Here is a 22,677-nt window from a genome sequence, read left to right as displayed (position 1 = left end):
CGTGCCTTAGTCTTTACTGAAAGAAGGCATGACTGGTGCATCAGGGAACGGTGGTGCTGTCGTTCCCGTTCCCGGAGCGATCATGACCGGCTGCGGCTGTACAGGCGCTTTAGCTGCTACGGGAGCAGCTGCTTTATGGTCTTTTTTGTGCTTGTCGGGTGTACTGCAGCCCGCAGTCAGTGCTGCGATTGTCACTAAAATAGTCGCGTTACGTATTAAGCTCATAAAATGATTACCCTGCGTGAGACGATTATTACTTCATAAGCTTCGCAGAGTATCACTATTACTGCAAAGCTGCTGACGTTTTACCAAGTGTGAGATATATTGCCTGGGGCGGCCCGTAAATATCACGGGCACGTTTAAGAAACGCTGTGACCATGCGACGCACGGCTTCAGCAAACACGACACCAATTGCGGCTTGCAGAATTTTAGAACGAAATTCAAAGTCGACGAAAAATTCGACCTGGCAACCACGGGGGTCTGGTGTGAAAATCCACACATTTTTGAGGTATTTAAACGGTCCCTGCTCATACTGAACAAGGATGCGCGAGGGTCTCTCAAGCGTTACGCGAGAGGTAAAACTTTCCCGGAAAGGGCCAAAACCAATAGCCAGGTCCGCAACCAGTTCGGTTTGTGTCTTTGTGCGTATACGCGATGAAACACACCAGGGAAGAAATTCAGGATAGCGTGCAACATCAGCAACAAGGTCAAAAATCTGTTCTGGCGGATAAGCAAGAACACGCTTTTCTGCGTGTTTAGGCATTCTGACTTCCTTTCAGACGTTCTGAGCGCGCCTGCCTCAGAGCCGCGAAGTCTGCGTCGGCATGGTAAGATGATCTGGTAAGAGGGCTGGAACTTACCTGTAAAAAACCCTTGGCACGGGCCATAGCGCCATACTCCTCAAATTCCTGAGGGGTAATAAAACGGTCAACGGCAGCGTGCTTAACGGTAGGCTGAAGGTACTGTCCCATGGTGATAAAATCAACATCAGCAATACGCAGGTCATCCATAACCTGTGCGAGCTCCATTTTTTCTTCACCCAGGCCGAGCATGAGGCCTGACTTGGTGAAAATGGAAGGATCAAGCTGTTTGATACGGTCAAGCAGCCTTAAGGACTGATAGTACCGTGCACCGGGCCTGATCGTCGGGTAGAGGCGTGGTACAGTTTCAAGGTTGTGATTAAATACATCAGGTTTTGCTTCAGCAATCACTTCAAGAGTATTTTGCTTACGTAAAAAATCCGGTGTCAGAATTTCAATAGTTGTTTCTGGTGATGCGGCACGCACAGCCGTGATCACACGTGCAAAATGTTTTGCCCCGCCATCAGCCAGGTCATCACGGTCAACCGAGGTAATCACGACATGGCGCAGGCCAAGTTTGGCGACAGCATCGGCAACACGGGCGGGTTCGTCATCATCCAGCGCATTTGGCATACCCGTTGTAATGTTGCAGAACGCGCAGGCACGGGTGCAGATTTCGCCCATGATCATCATGGTGGCATGACGCTGTGACCAGCATTCACCAATATTGGGGCATGCGGCCTCTTCGCACACTGTGACGAGCTTGTTCTCGCGCATCAGGTTGCGGGTCTCATGATAGACCGGATCAACCGGAGCCTTCACACGGATCCAGCTCGGTTTACGGGCAACAGGGTTGTCAGGCCGGTGTGCTTTTTCCGGATGTCTGACTTTCTCTGCGCCACCTTTGCGGTGATCGATCAATACACGAGTGGACATATATCTGGTTCTGCCTGTTCTGAAACCATCATCAGAACTGGAGCTTCCTGCCCTCTGCGTCAAGGCAGGAAGTGTGCTCCTTCACTCTGATCAGGTATTACCTCTGCACAATACACATTTCAGAGTGTAAACTCTAGAAATGCAGCGCACCATCATAAGCTGCAAGTACAGCTTCATGCATTGATTCTGAGATGGTCGGATGCGGGAAGATCGTTTCGATCAGCTCTGCTTCCGTCAGCTCACTGCTGCGCGCAATAACGTAGCCCTGAATCATTTCCGTAACCTCGGCGCCAATCATGTGTGCGCCAAGCAGCTCACCGGTTTTGGCATCAAACACGGTTTTGATCAGACCTTCAGGCTCGCCCATGGCCAGTGCTTTACCGTTTGCTGCCAGAGGGAACTTGCCCACCCGCACTTTATAACCGGCTTCTTTGGCTTTTGCTTCTGTATAGCCAACAGAAGCTACCTGAGGGCGACAATATGTGCAGCCAGGAATTTTTGTCGGATCAATAGCATGAACGGTTTTGCCGGCAATTGCCTCAACGCACATGACAGCTTCGTGGCTGGCTTTATGGGCAAGCCATGGTGCGCCGGCAATATCGCCAATAGCATAAATACCAGGTTCAGCCGTGCGGCACAGGGAGTCAGTTACAATATGGGTACGATCAACAACAATTTTTGTGTTTTCAAGACCGAGATTTTCAACATTACCCACAATACCAACGGCTGAAATCACCCGGTCAACAACGATTGTCTGTGTTTTGCCACCGGCTTCAACAGGAACAGAAACTTCACTGGCCGTTTTGCTCAAAGCTCCCAGTTTTGCACTGGTTATAACTTTAATGCCCTGTTTCTCGAAAGATTTCTGAGCAATAGCACTGATCTCTTCATCTTCGACCGGCAGTATGCGTGGCGCAACTTCAACCAGTGTGACTTCTGAACCCATATTACGGTAGAATGAAGCAAATTCAGTGCCAATAGCACCTGAACCAATAACCAGCAGGCGGGCTGGCAGTTCTTCAGGCACAAGTGCTTCACGGTAGGACCATACCAGCTTACCATCAGGCTCAAGTCCTGGCAGTTTGCGGGCCCGGGCACCCGTGGCCAGAATAACATGGTGTGCGCTCAGTGTTGCCGTAACCGCATCTTTCTCGTGCACCAGCACCTTGCGTGTGCCGTCTTTTGCCAGCTCGCCAAGTTTACCAAAACCATTAAAAACAGGCACTTTGGCTTTTTTAAGCAGGTGAGCAATACCGCCTGAGAGCTTACCGGATACAGCGCGTGAGCGGGCAACGACAGCCTTAAAGTCAAAGCTGATGTTATCAGCTTTAAAACCATAAGCAGGCAGATCATGCAGAAGATGGTTAATTTCCGATGCTCTGAGCAATGCCTTGGTGGGAATACATCCCCAGTTCAGGCAGATACCGCCCAGATGATTTGCTTCAACTACAGCAACAGAAAGCCCCAGCTGGGCAGCGCGCAGTGCTGCCACATACCCGCCAGGTCCGCCCCCGACAACGATAATATCAAAATTTGTCTGGCTCATGATGAGTCTCTCAGTCAGATAACAAGGTTCAGAGGAGATTCAACAACAGAACGGAAGGCTGACAGCCATTCTGCTGCGGTTGAGCCATCAATTACACGATGATCAACTGAGAGGGTCACGGTCATAACAGTTGCTGGCACGATCTCGCTGCCCTTAATCACAGGCTGCCTGCGACCTGCGGCAATAGCCAGAATGGCAGCCTGTGGCGGGTTAATAATAGCTGAGAAATCTTTTACGCCATACATACCCATGTTGGAGACGGAGAATGTGCCACCCTGGAATTCATCCGGCTTCAGCTTGCCTTCGCGGGCACGTTTGACCAGATCTTTCGCTTCCTGGCTGATTTGTCGGAGGCTTTTTTTATCAGCCTGTCTGACGATAGGCGTGATCAGACCATCAGGAATAGAAACAGCGACTGAAATGTCGGCATCATCATACAGAATCATCGCCTCATCGGTATAAGAGGCGTTGACAGCAGGTACGCGTTTCAGAGCCACAGCGACAGCTTTAATCAGCATGTCATTAACGGAAATTTTGAAAGATTCTTCGCCTTCAGATGCTGCCAGAGCATTAATCTGTGAACGCAGAGCCAGCAGAGCATCAAGCTCAACATCAACAGAAACGTAGAAGTGAGGAATGGTGCTTTTGGCTTCGGTCAGACGTTTTGCAATGACCTTACGCATTGTAGAATGCGGGACAGTGCGGGTCTCGCCTGCTGCAACAGCGGCCTGGACAGGTGCTTTTGGTGCAGAGGCCGCAGCTTCAACATCACGACGGACAATACGGCCGTGCGGGCCGCTTCCCTTCAGTTTCGAGATGTCGATGTTGTTCTGCTTCGCAATGCGACGTGCCAGTGGAGAGGCAAAGATACGATCTTTACCATGAGCCGGAGCGACCTTCGCTGGTGTGAGGGCTGGTGCAGCAGCAGCTTTTTTTGCCGGTTCAGCAACGGAAGCTGCCGGAGCAGCGGCTGGTGCCGGTGGCGCAGATTTTGTAACCTGATCAGGCACAGCCTCGCCTTCTTCTACAAGAATGGCGATCGGTGTGTTAACAGCAACGCCCTGCGCTCCGGCCTCGATCAGAATACGCCCCAGAATGCCTTCATCAACGGCTTCGACTTCCATCGTTGCTTTATCAGTTTCGATTTCAGCCAGAACGTCACCGCTTGAAACGGTGTCGCCCTCTTTTTTAAGCCAGCGTGCCAGTGTGCCCTCAGTCATCGTCGGAGAGAGCGCGGGCATAAGAATTTCAGTAGCCATTTTGCTTCTCCTCAGACCATGCCACGCACAGCGTTTACAATATCTTCAGCGTGGGGCAGTGCCAGCTTTTCAAGGTTGGCAGCGAAAGGCATGGGTACATCAACACCAGCCACACGAACCGGTGGGGCATCCAGCCAGTCAAATGCATGTTCGGTGATCTGCATAGCAACTTCAGCGCCAATACCTGCAAATGGCCAGCCTTCTTCAACGGTCACCAGACGGCTGGTTTTCTTCACGCTCTCAACAATTGTTGCGGTATCGAGCGGACGCAGACTGCGCAGGTTAATCACTTCGGCGCTGATCCCCTGCTCAGCCAGAACCTTAGCCGCTTCAAGAGCTTCACCCACCATGATGGAGAAGGCAACGATTGTTACATCAGTCCCTGCCCGTTCAATTTTGGCCTTGCCTATTGGCAAAATGAAATCTTCATCGGTCGGACATTCAAATTTATGCCCGTAGAGAATTTCATTTTCCAGGAAAATGACAGGGTTCGGGTCACGAATGGCTGCTTTAAGCAGGCCTTTTGCATCTGCTGCTGACCATGGCACAACCACCTTCAGGCCAGGCACATGAGCATACCAGCTGCCATAACATTGTGAATGCTGTGCACCCACACGTGCTGCCGCACCGTTAGGACCACGGAACACAATGGGACACCCCATCTGCCCGCCTGACATATACAGGGTTTTAGCAGCAGAGTTGATAATGTGGTCGATTGCCTGCATGGAGAAGTTCATGGTCATGAACTCAACAACAGGTTTCAGGCCGGTCAGGGCTGCACCCACTGCCATGCCGGTAAAGCCGTGTTCGGTGATAGGCATGTCAATGACGCGTTTTTCGCCAAACTCTGCCAGCAGCCCCTGAGAAACTTTATAAGCCCCCTGGTACTGACCAACTTCTTCCCCCATCAGGAAGACGTCTTCGTCATGACGTAATTCTTCACCCAGAGCCTGATTAAGTGCCTCTCTGACCGTCATTTCTGCTGTCGGACCCCAGTCTTTCTCGACATAGGTTTCTCCCTCAGCATATGTCGCTGGTGCGCTCACCGGTGCGACAGCTGCCTGAGCAGGTTCGGCAGAGGGCTGCGGTGCAGCAGCTGAGGCATGCTCGGGAACAGCTTCGCCTTCCTCAACCAGAATGGCGATCGGTGTGTTGACTGCTACACCCTGCGTGCCAGCCGGTATCAGAATACGACCGAGAATGCCCTCATCAACGGCTTCGACTTCCATCGTTGCCTTATCAGTTTCGATTTCTGCCAGAATTTCGCCGCTTGCTACGGTGTCACCTTCGTTCTTCAGCCAGCGTGAGAGCGTACCTTCTGTCATGGTGGGAGAAAGCGCGGGCATTAAAATATCTGTAGCCATAATCAGTCAACCTTCCTGCAGAACGTCAGTGTAGAGCTCGGCAGGGTCAGGGAACGGACTGGTCTGCGCAAATTCAACACAATCTTTAACAGTGTCTTTTACATCATTTTCAATGCTCTTGATCTCATCTTCGGTGACACCGGAATCGAGCAGAATATGACGAACATGTTCAATGGGATCACGATTTTTACGAACAGATTCAACTTCTTCGCGGGTACGATATTTTGCCGGATCAGAGACAGAGTGACCACGATAACGATAGGTCATAATTTCGAGCAGATAAGGCCCTTTACCTGCACGGCAGTGTGCCACGACCTCAGCCGTTGCTTCATACACTGCGGCAACATCCATACCGTCAACGCGGCGACCGGGAATGCCCCATGGCTCGCCATTGCGCCAGAACTCTTTCGAGGCAGAGGCACGTTCGACGCTTGTTCCCATACCGTAGAGATTATTTTCGATAATAAAGATGCAGGGTAATTTATGGAGTGCTGCCAGGTTAAAGCTTTCATAAACCTGACCCTGGTTAGCCGCACCATCACCAAAATATGCGACAGCAACCTCGTCTGTGCCACGATATTTGTTAGCAAAGGCAAGCCCCGCACCCAAAGCAACCTGTGCGCCTACAATGCCATGACCGCCATAGAAATTTTTCTCACGCGAGAACATATGCATCGAGCCGCCTTTACCGCGTGAATAACCTGTTTCACGCCCGGTCAGCTCAGCCATAACGCCACGTGCGCTCATGCCGGCGGCCAGCATCTGCCCGTGATCGCGGTAGGAGGTGATGATTTTGTCACCATCTTTAAGGGCCATCTGCACGCCTACCACAACGGCTTCCTGCCCGATATAAAGGTGGCAGAAACCGCCGATAAGACCCATGCCATAAAGCTGGCCGGCTTTTTCCTCAAATTTACGGATCAGCAGCATATTATGAAAAGCCTGCTGAAACTGCTCTCTGGTCAGAGAGGGACCATTCCCGCCTGAAATGAGGGTGCCGTGGGTCTCTGCCTGCATAAGGTGGTCCTTCATACTTAAAGATGCGTTCGCAACATTTTAAGGAAATGTTATGATAAAGCGTGTTTTTTGAAAATAATGTTTATTACGTGAGAAGGTAAGATTTCTATTTTGTGATAGCGGTCTTTCAGGCTGCGTTATACTCCCCTGACTGTCCTCCGCTTTTATGGAGCAGGTGAATATCAGAAATACACATGCCACGGTCAGCAGCCTTGCACATATCGTACAGCGTCAGTGCTGCCACAGACACTGCCGTAAGTGCCTCCATTTCAACACCGGTCGCCCCGCTGGTGGAGACAGAGGCCCTGATTTCAATTCCTCTGCCGTCGGGGATGAGGTCAACCTCAACGCTGCTTAATGACAGAGGGTGACAAAGGGGAATAATATCCGATGTTTTTTTTGCGGCCATAATTGCAGCGATACGTGCGGTTGCAAGAACGTCCCCCTTAGCTGCCCGCCCGGAAAGGACAAGCTCAAGGGTTTCCTTCGTCATAGAGATATGACCTTTAGCGACTGCTTTACGGCGCGTCGGTGCTTTTGATGAAATATCCACCATACGCGCCTCGCCGGCATCATTCAGATGTGTCAGGCCGGAATGACGGGTTGTCATCAGGCACGACCAAGAAGTACACGAGCCGCCTGCCCCGGATCCGGCTGGCGCAGCAGCGATTCACCAACAAGGAAGCCTGTCACACCGATATCAGTCAGGCGTGTTACTTCAGCATGCGTTTTAATGCCGCTTTCAGAAACAATAATCCGGTCAGGTGGCACCAGAGGCGTTAAGGCGACGGTCGTCTCGATGTCTGTGATCAGCGTTCTGAGATTGCGGTTATTAATACCAATCAAAAAGGCATCAATTGCCAGGGCCCGGTTGAGTTCCTCTTCATCATGGACTTCGAGAAGAACATCCATTTCCAGGCCTTTAGCGTGGTCAACCAGTTCCTGCAGTTCTTCATCACTCAGAATCCCAACAATCAGCAGGATACAGTCAGCGCCAATGGTGCGGCTTTCATAAACCTGCCACGGGTCTATAATGAAGTCTTTGCGTAAAACCGGCAGAGATGTTGCCGCACGTGCTACCTGGAGATCCTCATTGCTGCCGTGGAAGCATGAGCTTTCAGTCAGAACAGAAAGGCATGCTGCACCGGCCTGTTCATAAGCCTGAGCGATAGCTGCAGGATTATAATTCTCCTGCAGAATCCCGGCTGAAGGAGAGGCTTTTTTAAGTTCCGCAATGAGCCCGACAGAGCGATCTGCCGACTTTTCTTTTAATGCACGACAAAACCCACGTGGTGCCTCTTTTACGTCCTGTGCTCTTGCCGTGATCTCTTTGAGAGAGACAAGGGTCGAGCGATGTTCAACTTCCAGGCGCGTTCGTGCACAGATACGTGCCAGCACATCGGGCAGCTCATCTGATGTTTTTATGTCAGAAGGGGTTGCGGTTGATGGCGTAGTTGTTTCGGTCATAATTATCCTGTGGTGTTTTAAACGTGCGATTCAGACGATGAGAGACGTAAGTCCTGTAGCAAAGCCATAGCTGAGCCATCGTCAAGCGGGCGACTAACAACGGAAATAACTTCCCGCAAAGCGCGCGTGTCAAAACTATCATTTTTCAAAATAGATACCCGGCCTGAAACATGCAGGGCGCAGGCGGCATTGAGCAGAACTGTATCACGATACGGCCCGGTTGCACCATGCAAAAGTTCTGTCAGAGCCAGAGCGTTCTCCCCGGGGCTTCCTCCCCTGATAGCTGAAACCGGTGCAGATATGAGGCCGCTCATCTCCGGTTCAAGTAACAGGGTATTTTTTTTACCCTGCTCACAGCTGACAATATGTGTCGGGCCGGCAAGAGTAACTTCGTCAATACCCTGTATTTCACCATCAGGCATGCCGCATACAGCCCAGGCCATCTCGGCCCCAAGTGTCGCCAGAACATCAGCAATAATACTGAGCCATTCTGTTGAAAAAACACCGGTCATCTGTCGTTTAACGCCGGCGGGGTTTGAGAGTGGCCCTATCAGGTTAAAAAGAGTGCGAATGCCCAGCGCTTTTCGTGCCTGTGCCGCAAATCGCATTCCAGGGTGATGGTTAGGAGCCGCCATAAAAGTCAGATTGTGTGTATTCAGCTGCGCAGAAAGAGCCGCCGGGTCACTAAGCAGAGGAATACCCAGGGCTGAAAGCACATCAGAGGCGCCCGTCTGAGAAGAAACCGCTCTGTTACCATGCTTGGCAACAGGCACACCAAGAGCGGCAAGAACAAAAGCTGTGGCTGTGGAAACATTAAGGGTATTATAGCCGTCGCCACCCGTGCCGCAGACATCCATTGCTCCGGCTGGTGCGCCGGGAACAGCTACCATGGCATTGCGCATGGCAGTTACGGCACCCAGAAGTTCAGGCAGATCTTCTTTTTGCATACGCAGGGCAACGGCAAAAGCTGCAATGCACTCAGAAGGAACGTGCCCTTCCATAATCAGGCGGAAAGCATATTCTGTTTCTGCCTGGCTTAGTCTTTTTCCCTGACACAGATTGTTAAGATAATCTTTAAAAACAGAACGATAGTCTGATAGTGCAGGTTGCGCTGGATGTATTGTCATGCGTTCAGGCTGGAGATGTCTGTCTGGCCCATGCGCGGGCCTGGGTCATGAAGTTGCGCAAAATCTGATGGCCGCACTCTGACGCAATGCTTTCAGGATGGAACTGCACCCCGGATACCGGAAAGTGGCGGTGCCTTACACCCATTATAACATTATCTTCAGTCCAGGCCGTAACTTCCAGTTCATCAGGTATGCTGTCAGGGGCCAGTGTCAGGCTATGGTAGCGCGTGGCCTTAAACGGGTCAGGCAAATCTTTAAAAACATCACTGTTATTATGAAATACCGGGCTGACCTTACCATGCATAGGCACAGGCGCTCTTACAACTTTTGCTCCGAACACCTGCCCTATGGACTGATGCCCCAGACAAACCCCGAAAACCGGGATTTTACCGGCAGCCTTAGAAATCAGGTCACAACAGATTCCGGCCTCGTCCGGTGAGCACGGGCCGGGTGAGAGAACAATAGCTTCAGGTGCAAGAGCAACCGCTTCAGCGGCACTCAGGGCATCATTGCGATAGACGCGACACGTCTCCCCGAGTTCACCAAGATAGTGAACCAGGTTGAATGTAAAGCTATCGTAATTGTCGATAAGCAGGATCATGACGTGATGATGCCTTTGTGCAGAGATGAGGTCAAATTCAGGATGGGGATGAGAGTTTCTGAGCCTGAAGAATGGCAGATTCAGCGGCCCTAAAAACAGCACGGGCTTTATGTTGCGTTTCGGCATATTCGGCATCAGGCACACTATCTGCCACGACACCGCAGCCAGCCTGCACGTACATCATACCATCTTTTACAACAGCCATACGCAGGCCGATACAGGTATCCATATCGCCACCTGCACCAAAATAGCCAATACAACCAGCATATGTCGCACGGCGGGTTGGCTCGACTTCGTCAATAATTTCCATGGCGCGGATTTTGGGCGCGCCGGTTAGTGTACCTGCGGGAAAGGCTGCAACCAGCGCATCAAGCGCATCAAGGTCAGGAGAGAGCGTGCCTTCAACGTTAGAAGAAATATGCATAACGTGGCTAAAACGCTCAATGACAAACTGCTCTGTGACTTTTACTGAGCCTGGTTTGCACACGCGCCCGACATCGTTGCGCCCAAGGTCGATGAGCATCAGGTGTTCTGCCAGCTCTTTCTGATCGCTGAGCAGATCCTGCTCAAGGCGACGATCTTCCTCAATATCTTTCCCTCTTGGGCGGGTACCTGCCAGAGGGCGAACGGTCATTTTTCCTTCGCTTAGCCGCACCAGAATTTCCGGAGAAGACCCGACAAGTGAAAAACGACCAAAATCAAGATGGAACAGGAAGGGCGCAGGGTTAATACGCCTCAGGCTACGATATAAACTCAGAGAAGGCAGAGTAAATGGTGTAGAAAAGCGCTGGCTCGGCACAACCTGAAAGGCGTCCCCTGCCCTGATATAATCCTGGATACGTTTTACAGCCTCACAAAACTGCTCTTTCGTGAAGGTTGATCCAGGCTGCTGAAAGTCAGCAACCGGCGGGGTTATGCTTTCCTCAGGTAACCCGGCATTCAGGCAGGCACGCGCCTGAGCCAGCAGTGCCTGAGCGTTTTCCCAGCTGTCTTCACAGCTCTGCCCGGTCTTCGGGCGTACTGGTGCAGCAAGAATAAGCTCATCACTGACCGTATCAAAAACAGCAAATAAACCGGGGCGAATCATAACAGATTCGGGCAGGTTGAGGTCATCTTCAGGAGGGTGCGGCAGCTTTTCCATCTGCCTCACCATGTCATAACCGAGATAGCCAAAAAGACCCGCTATCATGGGGGGGAGCCCATCGGGCAGATCAAGCTGAGTTTCGTTAATCAGGCTGCGTAAATGGGTCAGAGCAGCTTCGGTAATCTGTTCCGGTGCGGTGTCTGCATCTTCCGGTGCGCGGTCAAGCAGAACTTTGCCCTGATGGCAGGTCCAGACAAGATCAGGTTTAAGAGCGATAACAGAGTAGCGACCACGGGCAGCCCCTCCCTCTACACTTTCAAGCAACAGACTATACTGCTGCGACGTCGCATCAAGGGACCTGAGGCGTATATAAGCAGAGACCGGCGTAAGGAGGTCGGCAGGCTCGACAGAAAACACAACACTCGCCTGGCCATTATCCCAGCGTGCTCTGACCTCCTGCAGGGAGGGAGAGGTCTGCATATGGGTCATAACACTCATCGTTGTGTATTTCCGCCAAAGCCAAGAGCGTTAATAACAGCTGCTACGGCCTGATTGTTGATCTGAGGAGGGCTCTTTTTGACCAGAGCATTGACATAAGAAGATGCAAGATCATCCGCATTGCTGCGTGCCAGACTTTGTCTGATGTTTTGCATAGCAACGACATTCTTGTCTGACTGAGGCTGATAAACCTTTGTAACCGTCGCGATGATAAAGCTGTCATCATTCTCAGTCATGGCAGACTGCCCGGCTTTCATGTGCATCAGCAGTGCCATCAGATCCTGCGGGATGGCAGAGTTTGGTGCTGAGCGTGAGAAAGAGGCATTTTTCACGACAGAAGGAGAATCTGAGGCAGCTGAAACGCCACCTTTCTGCTGTGCTGCAAGATAAACGTCAGTTGCATGTTTATTGGCTGCCTGTCGCATCATATCAGACTGCCATGCGCTCAGCACATCCTGGCGGGCCTGCTCAAACGTACGGGGCCGGGCCGGTGTGACCTCGTCAACCTGCACGGCATACCAGCTATTGTCGGGCCCTTCGATCAGGTTAGGCTGCTCTCCTTTTTTTGCAGAGAAAATTTTCTGAATAATGGCAGCGCGCAATTTACCCGATGCAGGGAGAGGGGCTGGCTCTTTATCCTGTGTATTGCCCTGAGCATCAAGGCTGCCGGCAGCAGCAACGGCACCGATATCAGAAGGAATAGTATCAAGGCCATTGCTGGCAATAACATCCTGAAGCTGACGGCTGCGTTCGCTTATCAGCTGAGGAGCCTTTGCGGTGCGGTACTGGTCAAGAATTTCAGCACGTGCCTGTTCAAAGGATGTGTTTTTAGGAGGGATAATTTTCAGCACCCTGAAAATCGCCCAGCCGGCTTCTGTTTTCACCGGACCGTCGATCTGTGAAACGGGGGATGCAAAAATAGCACTGGCGAGTGCTTCTGACGGAATAGCAGATGGTCTGATACCAGACATTTCGACCGAAGCACTGCCTTTTGATGCCGCCTGCATACCGGCCCAGTCAGTGCCGTTTTTCCACATTGCAGCAAGTTTTGCAGCTTCATCCTGGTTGTTCAGTGTGATGATCTGAACATCGCGGGTTTCAGGTACATTATAATGTGATTTCTGGCCGTCATAGGCGCGCTGAAGCAATTTATCTTCAACGGTGATGCTTTTTGCTATCGTTTCAGGCGAAATGACAACAATTCTGGCATGGCGATACTCAGGAAGCTGAAACAGCCAGGGGTGATTGCTGTAATAACGATGCAGGACTGCTTCTGAAGGCTGAGCAGGAGGCTGAAAATCAGAGAAAGGAATTCTCAAAAAATCAACAACCCGTGTCTGCAATCCGTAATCAGCCAGGTAGCGCGCAACAGTTGATGAAGAACCAGCCCCCAGCTCTATCGGCTGAAGAACGGCGCGGATAGCAAGGTCATTATGTACCAGCTTTAAAAACCCCTGCTCTGTCATGTTATTGCTGCTCAGCACAGAATTAAACAGAGTGCGGTCAAAAGTTCCTGCGGCATTATGAAATGCAGGAACAGAAAAAACTTCATCACGAATAGCTGAATCAGGCACCCTGATATCAGAATGCTGGCTGGCCAGAATAAGTTCCTGACGCTGAATAAGCTGATTCAGGCTCTGATAAGCGGCCTGCTGCCCGACATAAGGCGGAATTTGTGCAGGGTTGCTGACACCAATCCGCTTTGTAATGTCGGGGAGGCTTTTTCTCAGCTGTTCATCAAGACTCATGGTCGTGATTTCGTCACTGCCTATTTTGGCAGCAACATCATTCCCGGTGCCCATAAAGTTGATGATGTTACCTGCGCCAAAGCCAATAAAGGCGAGGAACACGCCAATGACCATAACGCGGCCCAGCCATGACTCAACAAAAATACGACGCAGGGATGAAAGCATAAATGAAAATCCGTAACAAAATCAGAGTTTGGAAAGCCGCTCAGAAGGTGGCAATATAAACAGCCCGGACACTCTTGACCAGATACAACCGTTTCATCTTCTCAGATGAAACGGAGATGGCTCACTGTGTATGGTAAAAATATGGTTTAGGCGGCAATATAGCTGAGCTGCACCTGTTTGAAGGTTGTGGCAATCGCTGCATAAGGAAAGCTGATATGAGCAGACAGATAATTGTTGGCAACTGGAAAATGAACGGAACGACCCGTGATTCGAAAGCGCTGGTCCAGGCGATTTCGGGCGGTGTGAAGGCTGAAGGTCCTGATGTTGTTATCTGTCCGCCATTTACGCAGCTCTCACTGGCGGCATCACAGCTTGAAGGCACTTCAGTCAGGCTTGGAGCTCAGGATTGCCATAAAGCGGCGTCAGGCGCTTATACAGGAGATATCTCCCCTGCGATGCTGACAGATCTTGGCGTGTCACACGTTATTCTGGGGCATTCTGAACGTCGTCAGGGGCATGGTGAACTTGATGAAACAGTAAGAGAAAAAGCCGTGGCAGCGGCAAAAGCCGGGCTGACACCTGTTGTCTGCATTGGCGAGACCGAAGATCAGCGTGAAAGCGGTGATCATTTTGATGTGCTTGGCTGGCAAATTAAAGGGTCGTTACCGGATGATTTTTCAGGTATACTGGCTTACGAGCCTATCTGGGCAATCGGGACAGGTCGCGCAGCAACGACAGAAGAAATAGCCGAGACAATGGTTTTTCTGCGTCAGGAGCTGGTGCGTCAGTTTGCTGAAAATGGAAAAAAAGTCAGAATTCTGTATGGCGGTTCCGTTAATAATGAAAATGCGGCTTCCATTCTGTCCATTCCCGAGGTAGCAGGTGCACTGGTTGGCGGCGCAAGCCTGAAGCCTGATGCGTTTTTATCTATTATTCATGCCGCTTCAGCATCCTGAGCAGTATATTCTATTCGGAAGACAATATGACCACAGTCCTGCTGATTCTCCATTTTTGCGTGACCATCGCTCTTATTGGCGTTGTGCTTATTCAGCGCAGTGAAGGCGGCGGGCTTGGTATTGGTAACAGCCAGGGCATGGGTGCGTTCATGTCAGGTCGTGGCACTGCCAATCTGCTGACCCGCAGCACAGCCGTACTTGCCGGTCTGTTTATGCTGCTGTCTCTGGTTCTTGCTGTACTGAACCGTGGCTCAGTCAGTGGTTATGGTCATGATATTCTGGCACAGCCAGCCCCTGTTGCGGCACCGGCTTCGCCCGCATCAGTTTCAGCGCCGGCTAAGCCCGCGCCAGCTCCTGTCGGCCAGGCTGCACAGCCAGCGGCGGGACACTGAGCCCCCGGAGCACTCTCACTATACTGTATCAGGCAGCTGAGAGTGCTCTGTCAGGAAACAGAAAACCTTTTTTTGTGCCTGTCTTTACTCATTTTGCTTTGTGCGTGTAGAAAGTCTGTCCATGACTCGCTTTGTATTTGTTACCGGTGGTGTTGTTTCCTCTCTTGGTAAGGGAATAGCATCAGCTGCACTTGCCGCATTGCTGCAGGCCCGTGGGTATAAAGTTCGCTTACGCAAACTTGACCCGTATCTTAACGTCGACCCTGGTACGATGAGCCCGTTTCAGCATGGTGAAGTTTTTGTCACTGATGATGGTGCCGAAACTGACCTTGATCTGGGCCATTATGAGCGCTTTACCGGCGTGAATGCGACCCGGGAAGACAACACAACAACCGGAAAAATTTACTCTGATGTGATCGCGCGTGAGCGCCGCGGTGACTATCTTGGTGGAACTGTTCAGGTTATTCCGCATATTACTGATGCGATTAAAAATATCGTCGTTGCTAATACAGACCATCTTGACTTCGTGCTGGTTGAAATAGGCGGTACTGTCGGTGATATTGAAAGCCTGCCTTTCCTTGAATCGATCCGTCAGCTTCGTAATGACCTGGGCATGGCCCAGACAATGGTTGTCCATCTTACTTTGCTGCCATGGATCCCCTCAGCAGGTGAGCTGAAAACGAAGCCGACCCAGCATTCTGTTAAAGAACTGCAGAATGTTGGCCTGCAGCCACAAATTCTCTTGTGTCGTTGCGACCGCCCTATTCCTGAAAGCGAACGCAGCAAGATTGCGAACTTCTGTAACGTCAGACCTGAAGCAGTGATTGCTGCCCGTGATGTTGATACAATCTATGCCTGCCCCCTCTCCTACCATGCTGAGGGTATGGATAACGAAGTTCTGCGTTACTTTGGTCTGCCATTTGAAGATGAACCTGACCTTTCCGGCTGGGAGAAAATTGTAGACGCTATTCGCCACCCTGAACGCGAAGTGCGTATTGCAGTGGTTGGTAAGTATACCGCCCTGCTGGATAGCTATAAGTCGCTCAATGAGGCGCTGCTTCATGGGGGTATCAGCCACCGCACGAAGGTGAAACTGGACTGGATTGAAGCTGAAAAGCTTGAAAAGTCTGACACCGCCCTTGAACAGCTGGCGCAGGCTGATGGTATTCTGGTCCCCGGTGGTTTTGGTGAGCGCGGTTCAGAGGGCAAAATTGCCGCTATCCGTTATGCTCGTGAAAATAAAATTCCATTCCTGGGTATTTGCCTGGGGATGCAGATGGCTGTTATTGAGTGCGCCCGTAATCTTGCAGGCCTGCCGGATGCGTCATCAACTGAATTTGGCCACACCCCGGAGCCTCTTGTCGGTATTATGACTGAGTGGGCACGCGGCAAAGAACGTCTGCGTCGTAGTGAAAGCGGAGAGCTTGGCGGCACGATGCGTCTGGGCTCTTACCCGGCTCAGTTAGTCGCGGGGTCAAAGATTGCACAGCTTTATGGTTCAACGGCCATTAACGAGCGCCATCGTCACCGTTACGAGGTGAATATTCACTACCGTGAAAAACTTGAAAAAGCCGGAATGGTTTTTTCAGGTCTGTCGCCCGATGGGATTTTGCCAGAAGTTGTTGAATATGCTGATCACCCCTGGTTTATGGCGGTGCAGTATCACCCTGAGCTGAAATCAAGGCCTTTTGCACCTCACCCTCTTTTCTCAGGTCTGATTGGCGCTGCCCTGCAGAAGAAAGAAGCTTGTTAATGAGTAACTCAGCCCATAATTTTCAGCTCGGTGAGCTGAAAATTGGCAACGATCAGCCTTTTGTGCTGATCGCCGGGCCATGTCAGATAGAATCTGCAGCTCATGCTCAGGAAACAGCGCAGGCTCTGAGGGAAATCTGTGGTGCTCTTGGGCTTGGGCTGATTTATAAAAGCTCATACGATAAAGCCAACCGTACCAGTGTTTCAGCGCAGCGTGGCATTGGCATGAATGAGGGGTTGCAAATTCTCTCTGATATTCGTGAGACATTGCAGATACCTGTGCTGACTGATGTACATACTGCTGAGCAGTGTGCTCCTGCTGCACAGGCTGTTGATGTGTTGCAAATTCCCGCCTTCCTGTGTCGTCAGACAGACCTGTTGCTGGCAGCGGGACAGACCGGTGCCGTGGTCAACGTGAAAAAAGGGCAGTTTCTCGCCCCCTGGGATATGCAGCACGTTGCTCATAAAATTGCATCTACAGGCAATAAGCGCATTATGCTGTGTGAGCGCGGTACCAGCTTTGGTTATAACACACTGGTGAATGACATGCGTGGCCTGCCGATTATGGCACAAACTGGCTACCCGGTTGTTTTTGATGCCACCCATTCAGTGCAGCAGCCTGGTGGTCAGGGCACCTCATCTGGTGGACAAAGAGAGTTTGCTCCGATCCTGGCCCGTGCGGCTCTGGCAACAGGTGTCGCTTCATTGTTTATTGAAGTGCACCAGGACCCTGATCGTGCTCCCAGCGATGGTCCTAATATGCTGCCAATTTCAGCACTCCCCAGGCTTTTTGAGCAGTTCAGGCAACTGGATAGCCTGGTAAAACAGTTTATCTGAAACTAAGACCCTCTGGTTTATAAAATCAGAGGGTTTTTTATACTTCGATTTTAATATTTATGACGTGTCGGTATTACGAGCTATCTTGCTGTAAACCCTGTGTTTTGTCAGGTCATCTGCAAAAATATAAAAACCAGAGAGATGGTCAGGCAGCGAGAGGCAGCCTGATCAGTCCTGACTGTTATTCCGTATAACATGATTATGAAGTGTTATGGCCGCTAAGAGCACGCGCAGGGTCACGCATGCTCTTAGCCTGTCAGATTAAACGTCGAGATTTGCCACTCTGAGAGCATTACCGACAATGAAGTCACGGCGTGGTTCAACAACATCGCCCATCAGAGTGGTAAAGACCTGCCCGGCTTCTTCAACGTCACCGATTTTCACCTGGAGTAAAGTACGCATGGCCGGGTCCAGAGTGGTTTCCCACAGCTGCTCGTTATTCATTTCGCCCAGACCTTTGAAGCGGTTAATGGCAAGACCACGCCGCCCCTGTGCCAGAAGATGTGCATAAAGTCCTGCCGGACCAGCAAATTTTGTCTCTGACGTTTCATAACGCAGGGTGACACCCGTACCAAACTGCTTTTGCAGGCGCGCAAGCTGTAAGGTAAGCCAGCGGCTGTCCCCACCAGCAAGAGCTGTGGGATCAATACGGTAAGTTTCCCCTACGCCTCTGACTTTGCGTGAAAGCTCAATGCCTGTCTCACTGATATCAACAGACCAGCCACGTTCATTTTCAGCTGAGGCGGCATCAAGTCTGGCCTGAAGATCAGAAGCTCTTTCACGCTGAGTGGCTGGTGAATCAGTGAGTATACCTGCCAGAGCAGCCTGTTCGATAATCCAGCGTGGCGTGCGTGTTGCCAGACGATTAATCGCCTGGGTAGCCTGCTGGATAAATGGCAGGTCTGCTTCAATCCCTTCTTCGCTGCGCTCTTCTTTATCGCTGTAGACAAAGGTGGCTTTATTGAGCGCTTTTTCGAGCAGATAAGCTTCAAGAGCCGCATCATCTTTCAGATAATGCTCTTCATTGCCACGCTTTGCCCGGTAAAGAGGAGGCTGAGCAATATACAGGTAGCCTCGTTCAATCAGTTCAGGCATCTGCCGGAAGAAAAAGGTCAGAAGCAATGTACGGATATGCGAGCCGTCAACGTCAGCGTCAGTCATAATGACGATGCGATGATAACGAAGCTTGTCGATAGAGAACCCGCCCTGATCGACTTCCCCGCGTCCGATGCCTGTACCCAGTGCGGTAATCAGAGTGCCGACTTCCTGTGAGCCGAGCATTCTGTCAAAACGCGCACGCTCAACGTTGAGAATTTTACCTTTCAGAGGCAGGATTGCCTGAAAACGTCTGTCCCTGCCCTGTTTTGCTGTACCACCGGCGGAATCACCCTCAACGATAAATATTTCAGCTTTAGAGGCATCGCGTTCCTGACAGTCTGCGAGTTTTCCTGGCAGCGAAGAAATATCCAGGATCCCTTTGCGGCGTGTCAGTTCACGGGCTTTACGGGCTGCCTCACGGGCTGATGCAGCATCGAGCACCTTAGAGACAATAATTTTTGCCTCTTTAGGGTGTGTTTCAAACCAGTGGCCAAGCATGTCAGCAACAACCGTGTGCACCACAGGCTGCACTTCTGAAGAGACCAGCTTATCTTTTGTCTGAGAGGAGAATTTAGGATCAGGCACCTTAACTGAGAGAACGGCCGTCAGCCCTTCTCTCATGTCATCACCGGTCAGAGAGAGAGAGTCTTTTTTGATAATACCTTCGGCATATTTACCAACAACGCGGGTCAGAGCCTGGCGGAAGCCAGCCAGATGCGAGCCGCCGTCACGCTGAGGAATGTTGTTGGTGAAGCACAGCATGGTTTCGTGGTAGCTGTCGTTCCAGGAGAGTGAAAACTCCACCTTAATGCCGCTGTCTTCATTTTCGATTTCACCGCTTACGGGTGGTGTAATCAAAGGGGTACGGGCCCGATCCAGCCAGGAGACGAAAGCTTCAAGGCCGCCTTCAAAATGAAAAACTTCTTCACGTTTTTCTTCAGTGCGGTGGTCACGCAGTGTGATTTGCAAACCTGAGTTCAGGAATGCCAGCTCGCGCAGCCGCCGTTCAAGAATAGTGAAGTCGAAAACAGTTTTAGGAAACGTCTCGCTACTTGGTTTAAACGTAACAAGCGTGCCACGCTCTTCTGACGATGTGCCGACAACAGCGAGGGGAGCGTCTCGTTCACCATGGCGGAAGCAGATAATGTGCTCCTGCCCGCCACGCCAGATGCGCACTTCCATTTTTTCAGAGAGGGCATTAACGACGGCCGCACCAACCCCATGTAGTCCACCAGAGACTTTGTAGGAGTTCTGGTTAAACTTACCGCCGGCATGAAGGCGTGTCAGAACAACCTCAGCTGCGCTGATCCCCTCTTCCTCATGCATATCGGTCGGAATACCGCGCCCGTTATCACGTACACTCACGCTGCCATCAGCGTTCAGGGTGACAAGGCAGTAGGTTGCATGACCAGCCTGCGCCTCATCAATCGCGTTATCGATGATTTCAAAAGCCATATGATGCAGACCTGAGCCGTCATCAGTATCGCCAATATACATGCCGGGGCGTTTTCTGACCGCATCAAGACCTTTGAGGACAGAAATAGACGAAGCGCCGTATTCTTCTTCCGCACCGGTTTCAGACGTAAACTGAGTTTTGTCGGTCATGAATATATGATACTCCGGATGAGGAAGAGTGAAAAAACTTGCATTGCTATCTTATACGACGGCAGGCTGCGAGACGCCAGATTAGAGGGGCTTGTTTTCTTATTTTTAAACCTGAAAAGAACCATTTTTCAGGGTGATAAACCGGGCCATATCTGAAATTTTTTCAAAAGGCGCGGAATCTGTTCCTGTAAGCAGAATTGTCGTTTGCAATGATGGCAAATATTCCAGCAGTGCTTCGCGTTTGTAACGATCAAGATGCACAAGAGGTTCATCAAGCAGCAGTAAAGGCGAAGCCTTGCGGTATTCTCTCACCAGTGCCGTCTGCGCAAGTGTTAAGCCCAGCAGCATAGCCTTTTGCTGGCCTGTGCTTGCAGTATGGGCTGGTAAGCCGGTTTTCCAGTCAGAAAGCATAAAGTCACTGCGATGTGGCCCGATACTGGTGCGGCCCCTTTGCCGGTCTTCACTGCGGCTCAGGTTTAATTTTTCTTTAAACCAGTCTTCTACGGTGAGCGCAGGTTTTTTCTGAATTTTCTCACTGAGGTCACAGTCAAAAGTGACGTGGGAGGCAGGAAAAGCTGATTTATGTGTCTGTGCAAACGATGAAAGATAATAAGCGATTTCGTTACGTGCCGCACTGATAGCGACACCGTGCCGGGCCATTGTGCTTTCAAGGCCGCTCAGCCAGCTTGTCTCTGTCGGGCGGGTTAACAGGAGCTTGTTGCGCTGTGTCATGGCGCGTTCATAAGCTGCCAGCTCACGGGCATGCCCAGGAAGAACAGTCATGACCAGGCGGTCAAAAAAACGCCTCCGGCCAGAAGCATTCTCGCTAAACAGTCTGTCCATCTGGGGGGTTATCCAGATGACGGACAGCAGATCTTCAACCCCCTCTTTTTTAGGGAATGGCTTGCCATTAAGCAGGAAGTTACGACGTTGCCCCCTGCCGGTCTCACTGATAGCCGTGCCAAGGTCAATTATTTCATCATTAAGCTGAAAGCGTGCAGCGACACCCCAGCCTGATGTTTCATTATGCCCCAGCTGCGACAAAGAAGCTCTGCGCAACCCCCTGCCCGGAGCAAAAAGTGACAGAGATTCGAGAAGATTGGTTTTGCCGCTGCCATTTTCACCGGTCAGAACGGTGAGTGCATTCTCGGGCTGCCATGTAAGATGGCGATAGTTTCTGAAAAGTGTCAGGGTGAGTTTTAAAAGGCGTGGCATAAAAACTGTCAGATCACGCAAAGAATGTGATGTTGATCAGCTCAGCCACGCCTATGTAAAACTCAGACCCGCATAGGCATAAGAACGTACAGCACTTCCGGGCTGTCAGCATCGCGCACGATGGTAGGAGATGCGCTGTCAGAGAACGCGAACTCCACGTCTTTTTCTACCTGATCGGTGATGTCATTAAGGTAGCGCGCCTGGAAACCAATTTCCAGGTTACCTTCCTCAAAGGTGATGTATTTATCGTCCAGCTCTTCGCGGGTTGTACCCTGCTCCGGGCTGCTGGCAGAGAGAGTAAGCAGGCCTGGCTCAAGCATCATTTTAACAGGCTTGGAGCGTTCCTGACTAATGGCTGCAACACGGGCCACAGCGTTAGCAAAGTCCTTTTTGCCAACACGCAGAATACGGGTGTTATTGCGGGGAATAACACGATCATATTCAGGGAACGTACCATCAATCAGCTTTGAAGTGATGGTTACCGGCCCGACAGAAAACTGAATGCGGGTTTCTGACAGAGCAACACCGATTTCCTCCGGTGCTTCATCAATCAGTTTGCGGAGTTCTGCAACGGTCTTGCGTGGAATAATCACACCAGGCATTGCCTCTGCACCAGCCGGGAGAGCGGTTTCAGCGCGGGCAAGACGATGGCCGTCAGTTGCAACGCTACGCAGCACGGGCGTGCCTTCACCCGTTATGGCATGAAAGAAGATGCCATTGAGGTAATAGCGTGTTTCTTCTGTTGAAATGGCAAAGCGTGTGCGGTCGATCAGCTGCCTGAGTGCTGCAACAGGCAACGTAAAGCTGCACGGAAAGTCACCTGCACCCATAGATGGGAAGTCATCAACGCTCAGAACATTCAGGCGTGTTGCGAATCGTCCGGCTCTCAGGTGGAGAGGCGCTTCGTTTTCGCTCTGATCAAGCTCAACCGTTGCATTGTCAGGTAATTTTCTGACGATTTCATAAAGCACTGAGGCCGGAGCAGTCGTTGCTCCGTCCTGCATAACATTTGCAGGGATAACCTCAACAACCTCAATTTCCATATCAGTGGATTTAAGGCTGATCTGATCTTTCTGCGCCTGTATCAGAACGTTGGCAAGTATGGGGATAGTATTACGCTTTTCAGCTACACTCTGGATGTGCGCCAAAGCCTTGAGCAATGTTGTCCGCTCAGCTGAAAACTTCATTTATACCTCGTCTCTGTGAACGA

The 22,677-nt window shown here is 51.1% G+C and carries 20 protein-coding genes; 4 read left to right on the top strand and 16 right to left on the bottom strand.

Going from position 1 to position 22,677, the window contains the following annotated elements:
• Positions 1-6: 6 nt before the first annotated feature.
• The 13 genes from HK25_RS03550 to HK25_RS03490 form a co-directional block, all read right to left on the bottom strand.
• Complete coding sequence (locus HK25_RS03550; RefSeq protein ID WP_086635331.1) at positions 7-225, bottom strand: hypothetical protein; 219 nt, start codon at positions 223-225, stop codon at positions 7-9.
• Positions 226-283: 58 nt separating this feature from the next.
• Positions 284-763 (bottom strand): type II toxin-antitoxin system RatA family toxin, encoded by a 480-nt coding sequence (locus HK25_RS03545; protein ID WP_086635330.1) that lies wholly within the window; start codon positions 761-763, stop codon positions 284-286.
• Positions 756-1,736, bottom strand: a complete 981-nt coding sequence (gene lipA / locus HK25_RS03540; RefSeq protein ID WP_086635329.1) for a lipoyl synthase — start codon at positions 1,734-1,736, stop codon at positions 756-758. Before lipA ends, HK25_RS03545 begins: the two co-directional genes overlap by 8 nt.
• A 133-nt stretch (positions 1,737-1,869) precedes the next feature.
• The gene (gene lpdA, locus HK25_RS03535; protein WP_086635328.1) at positions 1,870-3,282 is read right to left on the bottom strand and encodes a dihydrolipoyl dehydrogenase; all 1,413 of its coding nucleotides are present in this window, start codon (positions 3,280-3,282) and stop codon (positions 1,870-1,872) included.
• Between the two features lie 14 nt (positions 3,283-3,296).
• Positions 3,297-4,541, bottom strand: coding sequence for a pyruvate dehydrogenase complex dihydrolipoamide acetyltransferase (locus HK25_RS03530; protein WP_086554058.1), 1,245 nt, complete (start codon positions 4,539-4,541; stop codon positions 3,297-3,299).
• Positions 4,542-4,552: 11 nt separating this feature from the next.
• Positions 4,553-5,905 carry a pyruvate dehydrogenase complex E1 component subunit beta gene (locus HK25_RS03525; protein ID WP_086635327.1) on the bottom strand — a complete coding sequence of 451 codons (1,353 nt, stop codon included), beginning with the start codon at positions 5,903-5,905 and terminating at the stop codon, positions 4,553-4,555.
• 6 nt (positions 5,906-5,911) lie between these two features.
• Positions 5,912-6,937, bottom strand: coding sequence for a pyruvate dehydrogenase (acetyl-transferring) E1 component subunit alpha (pdhA, locus tag HK25_RS03520; protein ID WP_233127649.1), 1,026 nt, complete (start codon positions 6,935-6,937; stop codon positions 5,912-5,914).
• A gap of 112 nt (positions 6,938-7,049) precedes the next feature.
• Positions 7,050-7,532, bottom strand: a complete 483-nt coding sequence (gene moaC, locus HK25_RS03515; protein WP_086554061.1) for a cyclic pyranopterin monophosphate synthase MoaC — start codon at positions 7,530-7,532, stop codon at positions 7,050-7,052.
• Positions 7,532-8,389, bottom strand: coding sequence for an indole-3-glycerol phosphate synthase TrpC (gene trpC, locus HK25_RS03510; RefSeq protein WP_086635325.1), 858 nt, complete (start codon positions 8,387-8,389; stop codon positions 7,532-7,534). The genes moaC and trpC overlap by 1 nt, the downstream gene beginning before the upstream one ends.
• A gap of 17 nt (positions 8,390-8,406) precedes the next feature.
• Positions 8,407-9,516, bottom strand: coding sequence for an anthranilate phosphoribosyltransferase (gene trpD, locus HK25_RS03505; RefSeq protein WP_086635324.1), 1,110 nt, complete (start codon positions 9,514-9,516; stop codon positions 8,407-8,409).
• A 4-nt stretch (positions 9,517-9,520) separates the two neighbouring features.
• On the bottom strand, positions 9,521-10,117 hold the full coding sequence (locus HK25_RS03500; protein WP_086635323.1) for an aminodeoxychorismate/anthranilate synthase component II: 597 nt from the start codon (positions 10,115-10,117) through the stop codon (positions 9,521-9,523).
• A 37-nt stretch (positions 10,118-10,154) separates the two neighbouring features.
• Entirely contained in the window at positions 10,155-11,690 is a 1,536-nt protein-coding gene (trpE, locus tag HK25_RS03495; protein ID WP_369824727.1) for an anthranilate synthase component I, read from the bottom strand.
• Between the two features lie 5 nt (positions 11,691-11,695).
• Positions 11,696-13,612 carry a peptidyl-prolyl cis-trans isomerase gene (locus HK25_RS03490; protein ID WP_086635321.1) on the bottom strand — a complete coding sequence of 639 codons (1,917 nt, stop codon included), beginning with the start codon at positions 13,610-13,612 and terminating at the stop codon, positions 11,696-11,698.
• Positions 13,613-13,827: 215 nt separating this feature from the next.
• On the opposite strand from HK25_RS03490, the gene tpiA reads away from it, so the two are divergent.
• From tpiA to kdsA, 4 genes are all read left to right on the top strand, one after another.
• Positions 13,828-14,568: a triose-phosphate isomerase gene (tpiA, locus tag HK25_RS03485; protein WP_086554067.1), complete on the top strand. Its 741-nt coding sequence runs from the start codon at positions 13,828-13,830 to the stop codon at positions 14,566-14,568.
• Positions 14,569-14,594: 26 nt separating this feature from the next.
• Positions 14,595-14,960, top strand: coding sequence for a preprotein translocase subunit SecG (gene secG, locus HK25_RS03480; protein ID WP_086635320.1), 366 nt, complete (start codon positions 14,595-14,597; stop codon positions 14,958-14,960).
• A gap of 121 nt (positions 14,961-15,081) precedes the next feature.
• On the top strand, positions 15,082-16,713 hold the full coding sequence (locus HK25_RS03475) for a CTP synthase (protein ID WP_086635319.1): 1,632 nt from the start codon (positions 15,082-15,084) through the stop codon (positions 16,711-16,713).
• Complete coding sequence (gene kdsA, locus HK25_RS03470) at positions 16,713-17,549, top strand: 3-deoxy-8-phosphooctulonate synthase (protein ID WP_086554070.1); 837 nt, start codon at positions 16,713-16,715, stop codon at positions 17,547-17,549. The genes HK25_RS03475 and kdsA overlap by 1 nt, the downstream gene beginning before the upstream one ends.
• Before the next feature lie 261 nt (positions 17,550-17,810).
• On the opposite strand, the gene gyrB is transcribed toward kdsA, so the two are convergent.
• From gyrB to dnaN, 3 genes are all read right to left on the bottom strand, one after another.
• The gene (gene gyrB / locus HK25_RS03465; protein ID WP_086635318.1) at positions 17,811-20,252 is read right to left on the bottom strand and encodes a DNA topoisomerase (ATP-hydrolyzing) subunit B; all 2,442 of its coding nucleotides are present in this window, start codon (positions 20,250-20,252) and stop codon (positions 17,811-17,813) included.
• Positions 20,253-20,357: 105 nt separating this feature from the next.
• Positions 20,358-21,467, bottom strand: coding sequence for a DNA replication/repair protein RecF (gene recF, locus HK25_RS03460; protein WP_086635405.1), 1,110 nt, complete (start codon positions 21,465-21,467; stop codon positions 20,358-20,360).
• 62 nt (positions 21,468-21,529) lie between these two features.
• The gene (dnaN, locus tag HK25_RS03455; RefSeq protein WP_086554072.1) at positions 21,530-22,654 is read right to left on the bottom strand and encodes a DNA polymerase III subunit beta; all 1,125 of its coding nucleotides are present in this window, start codon (positions 22,652-22,654) and stop codon (positions 21,530-21,532) included.
• Between the last annotated feature and the right edge of the window lie 23 nt (positions 22,655-22,677).

Source organism: Acetobacter sp. DsW_059 (genome assembly GCF_002153695.1).
GTDB lineage: Bacteria > Pseudomonadota > Alphaproteobacteria > Acetobacterales > Acetobacteraceae > Acetobacter > Acetobacter thailandicus.
This window is presented reverse-complemented; position numbering and strand designations above follow the sequence as displayed.

Bases quoted from the DNA above. Each gene is read 5' to 3' on its own strand.
- HK25_RS03550 (WP_086635331.1), bottom strand. From the start codon at position 225: ATGAGCTTAATACGTAACGCGACTATTTTAGTGACAATCGCAGCACTG.
- HK25_RS03545 (WP_086635330.1), bottom strand. From the start codon at position 763: ATGCCTAAACACGCAGAAAAGCGTGTTCTTGCTTATCCGCCAGAACAG.
- lipA (WP_086635329.1), bottom strand. From the start codon at position 1,736: ATGTCCACTCGTGTATTGATCGATCACCGCAAAGGTGGCGCAGAGAAA.
- lpdA (WP_086635328.1), bottom strand. From the start codon at position 3,282: ATGAGCCAGACAAATTTTGATATTATCGTTGTCGGGGGCGGACCTGGC.
- HK25_RS03530 (WP_086554058.1), bottom strand. From the start codon at position 4,541: ATGGCTACTGAAATTCTTATGCCCGCGCTCTCTCCGACGATGACTGAG.
- HK25_RS03525 (WP_086635327.1), bottom strand. From the start codon at position 5,905: ATGGCTACAGATATTTTAATGCCCGCGCTTTCTCCCACCATGACAGAA.
- pdhA (WP_233127649.1), bottom strand. From the start codon at position 6,937: ATGAAGGACCACCTTATGCAGGCAGAGACCCACGGCACCCTCATTTCA.
- moaC (WP_086554061.1), bottom strand. From the start codon at position 7,532: ATGACAACCCGTCATTCCGGCCTGACACATCTGAATGATGCCGGCGAG.
- trpC (WP_086635325.1), bottom strand. From the start codon at position 8,389: ATGACCGAAACAACTACGCCATCAACCGCAACCCCTTCTGACATAAAA.
- trpD (WP_086635324.1), bottom strand. From the start codon at position 9,516: ATGACAATACATCCAGCGCAACCTGCACTATCAGACTATCGTTCTGTT.
- HK25_RS03500 (WP_086635323.1), bottom strand. From the start codon at position 10,117: ATGATCCTGCTTATCGACAATTACGATAGCTTTACATTCAACCTGGTT.
- trpE (WP_369824727.1), bottom strand. From the start codon at position 11,690: ATGACCCATATGCAGACCTCTCCCTCCCTGCAGGAGGTCAGAGCACGC.
- HK25_RS03490 (WP_086635321.1), bottom strand. From the start codon at position 13,612: ATGCTTTCATCCCTGCGTCGTATTTTTGTTGAGTCATGGCTGGGCCGC.
- tpiA (WP_086554067.1), top strand. From the start codon at position 13,828: ATGAGCAGACAGATAATTGTTGGCAACTGGAAAATGAACGGAACGACC.
- secG (WP_086635320.1), top strand. From the start codon at position 14,595: ATGACCACAGTCCTGCTGATTCTCCATTTTTGCGTGACCATCGCTCTT.
- HK25_RS03475 (WP_086635319.1), top strand. From the start codon at position 15,082: ATGACTCGCTTTGTATTTGTTACCGGTGGTGTTGTTTCCTCTCTTGGT.
- kdsA (WP_086554070.1), top strand. From the start codon at position 16,713: ATGAGTAACTCAGCCCATAATTTTCAGCTCGGTGAGCTGAAAATTGGC.
- gyrB (WP_086635318.1), bottom strand. From the start codon at position 20,252: ATGACCGACAAAACTCAGTTTACGTCTGAAACCGGTGCGGAAGAAGAA.
- recF (WP_086635405.1), bottom strand. From the start codon at position 21,467: ATGCCACGCCTTTTAAAACTCACCCTGACACTTTTCAGAAACTATCGC.
- dnaN (WP_086554072.1), bottom strand. From the start codon at position 22,654: ATGAAGTTTTCAGCTGAGCGGACAACATTGCTCAAGGCTTTGGCGCAC.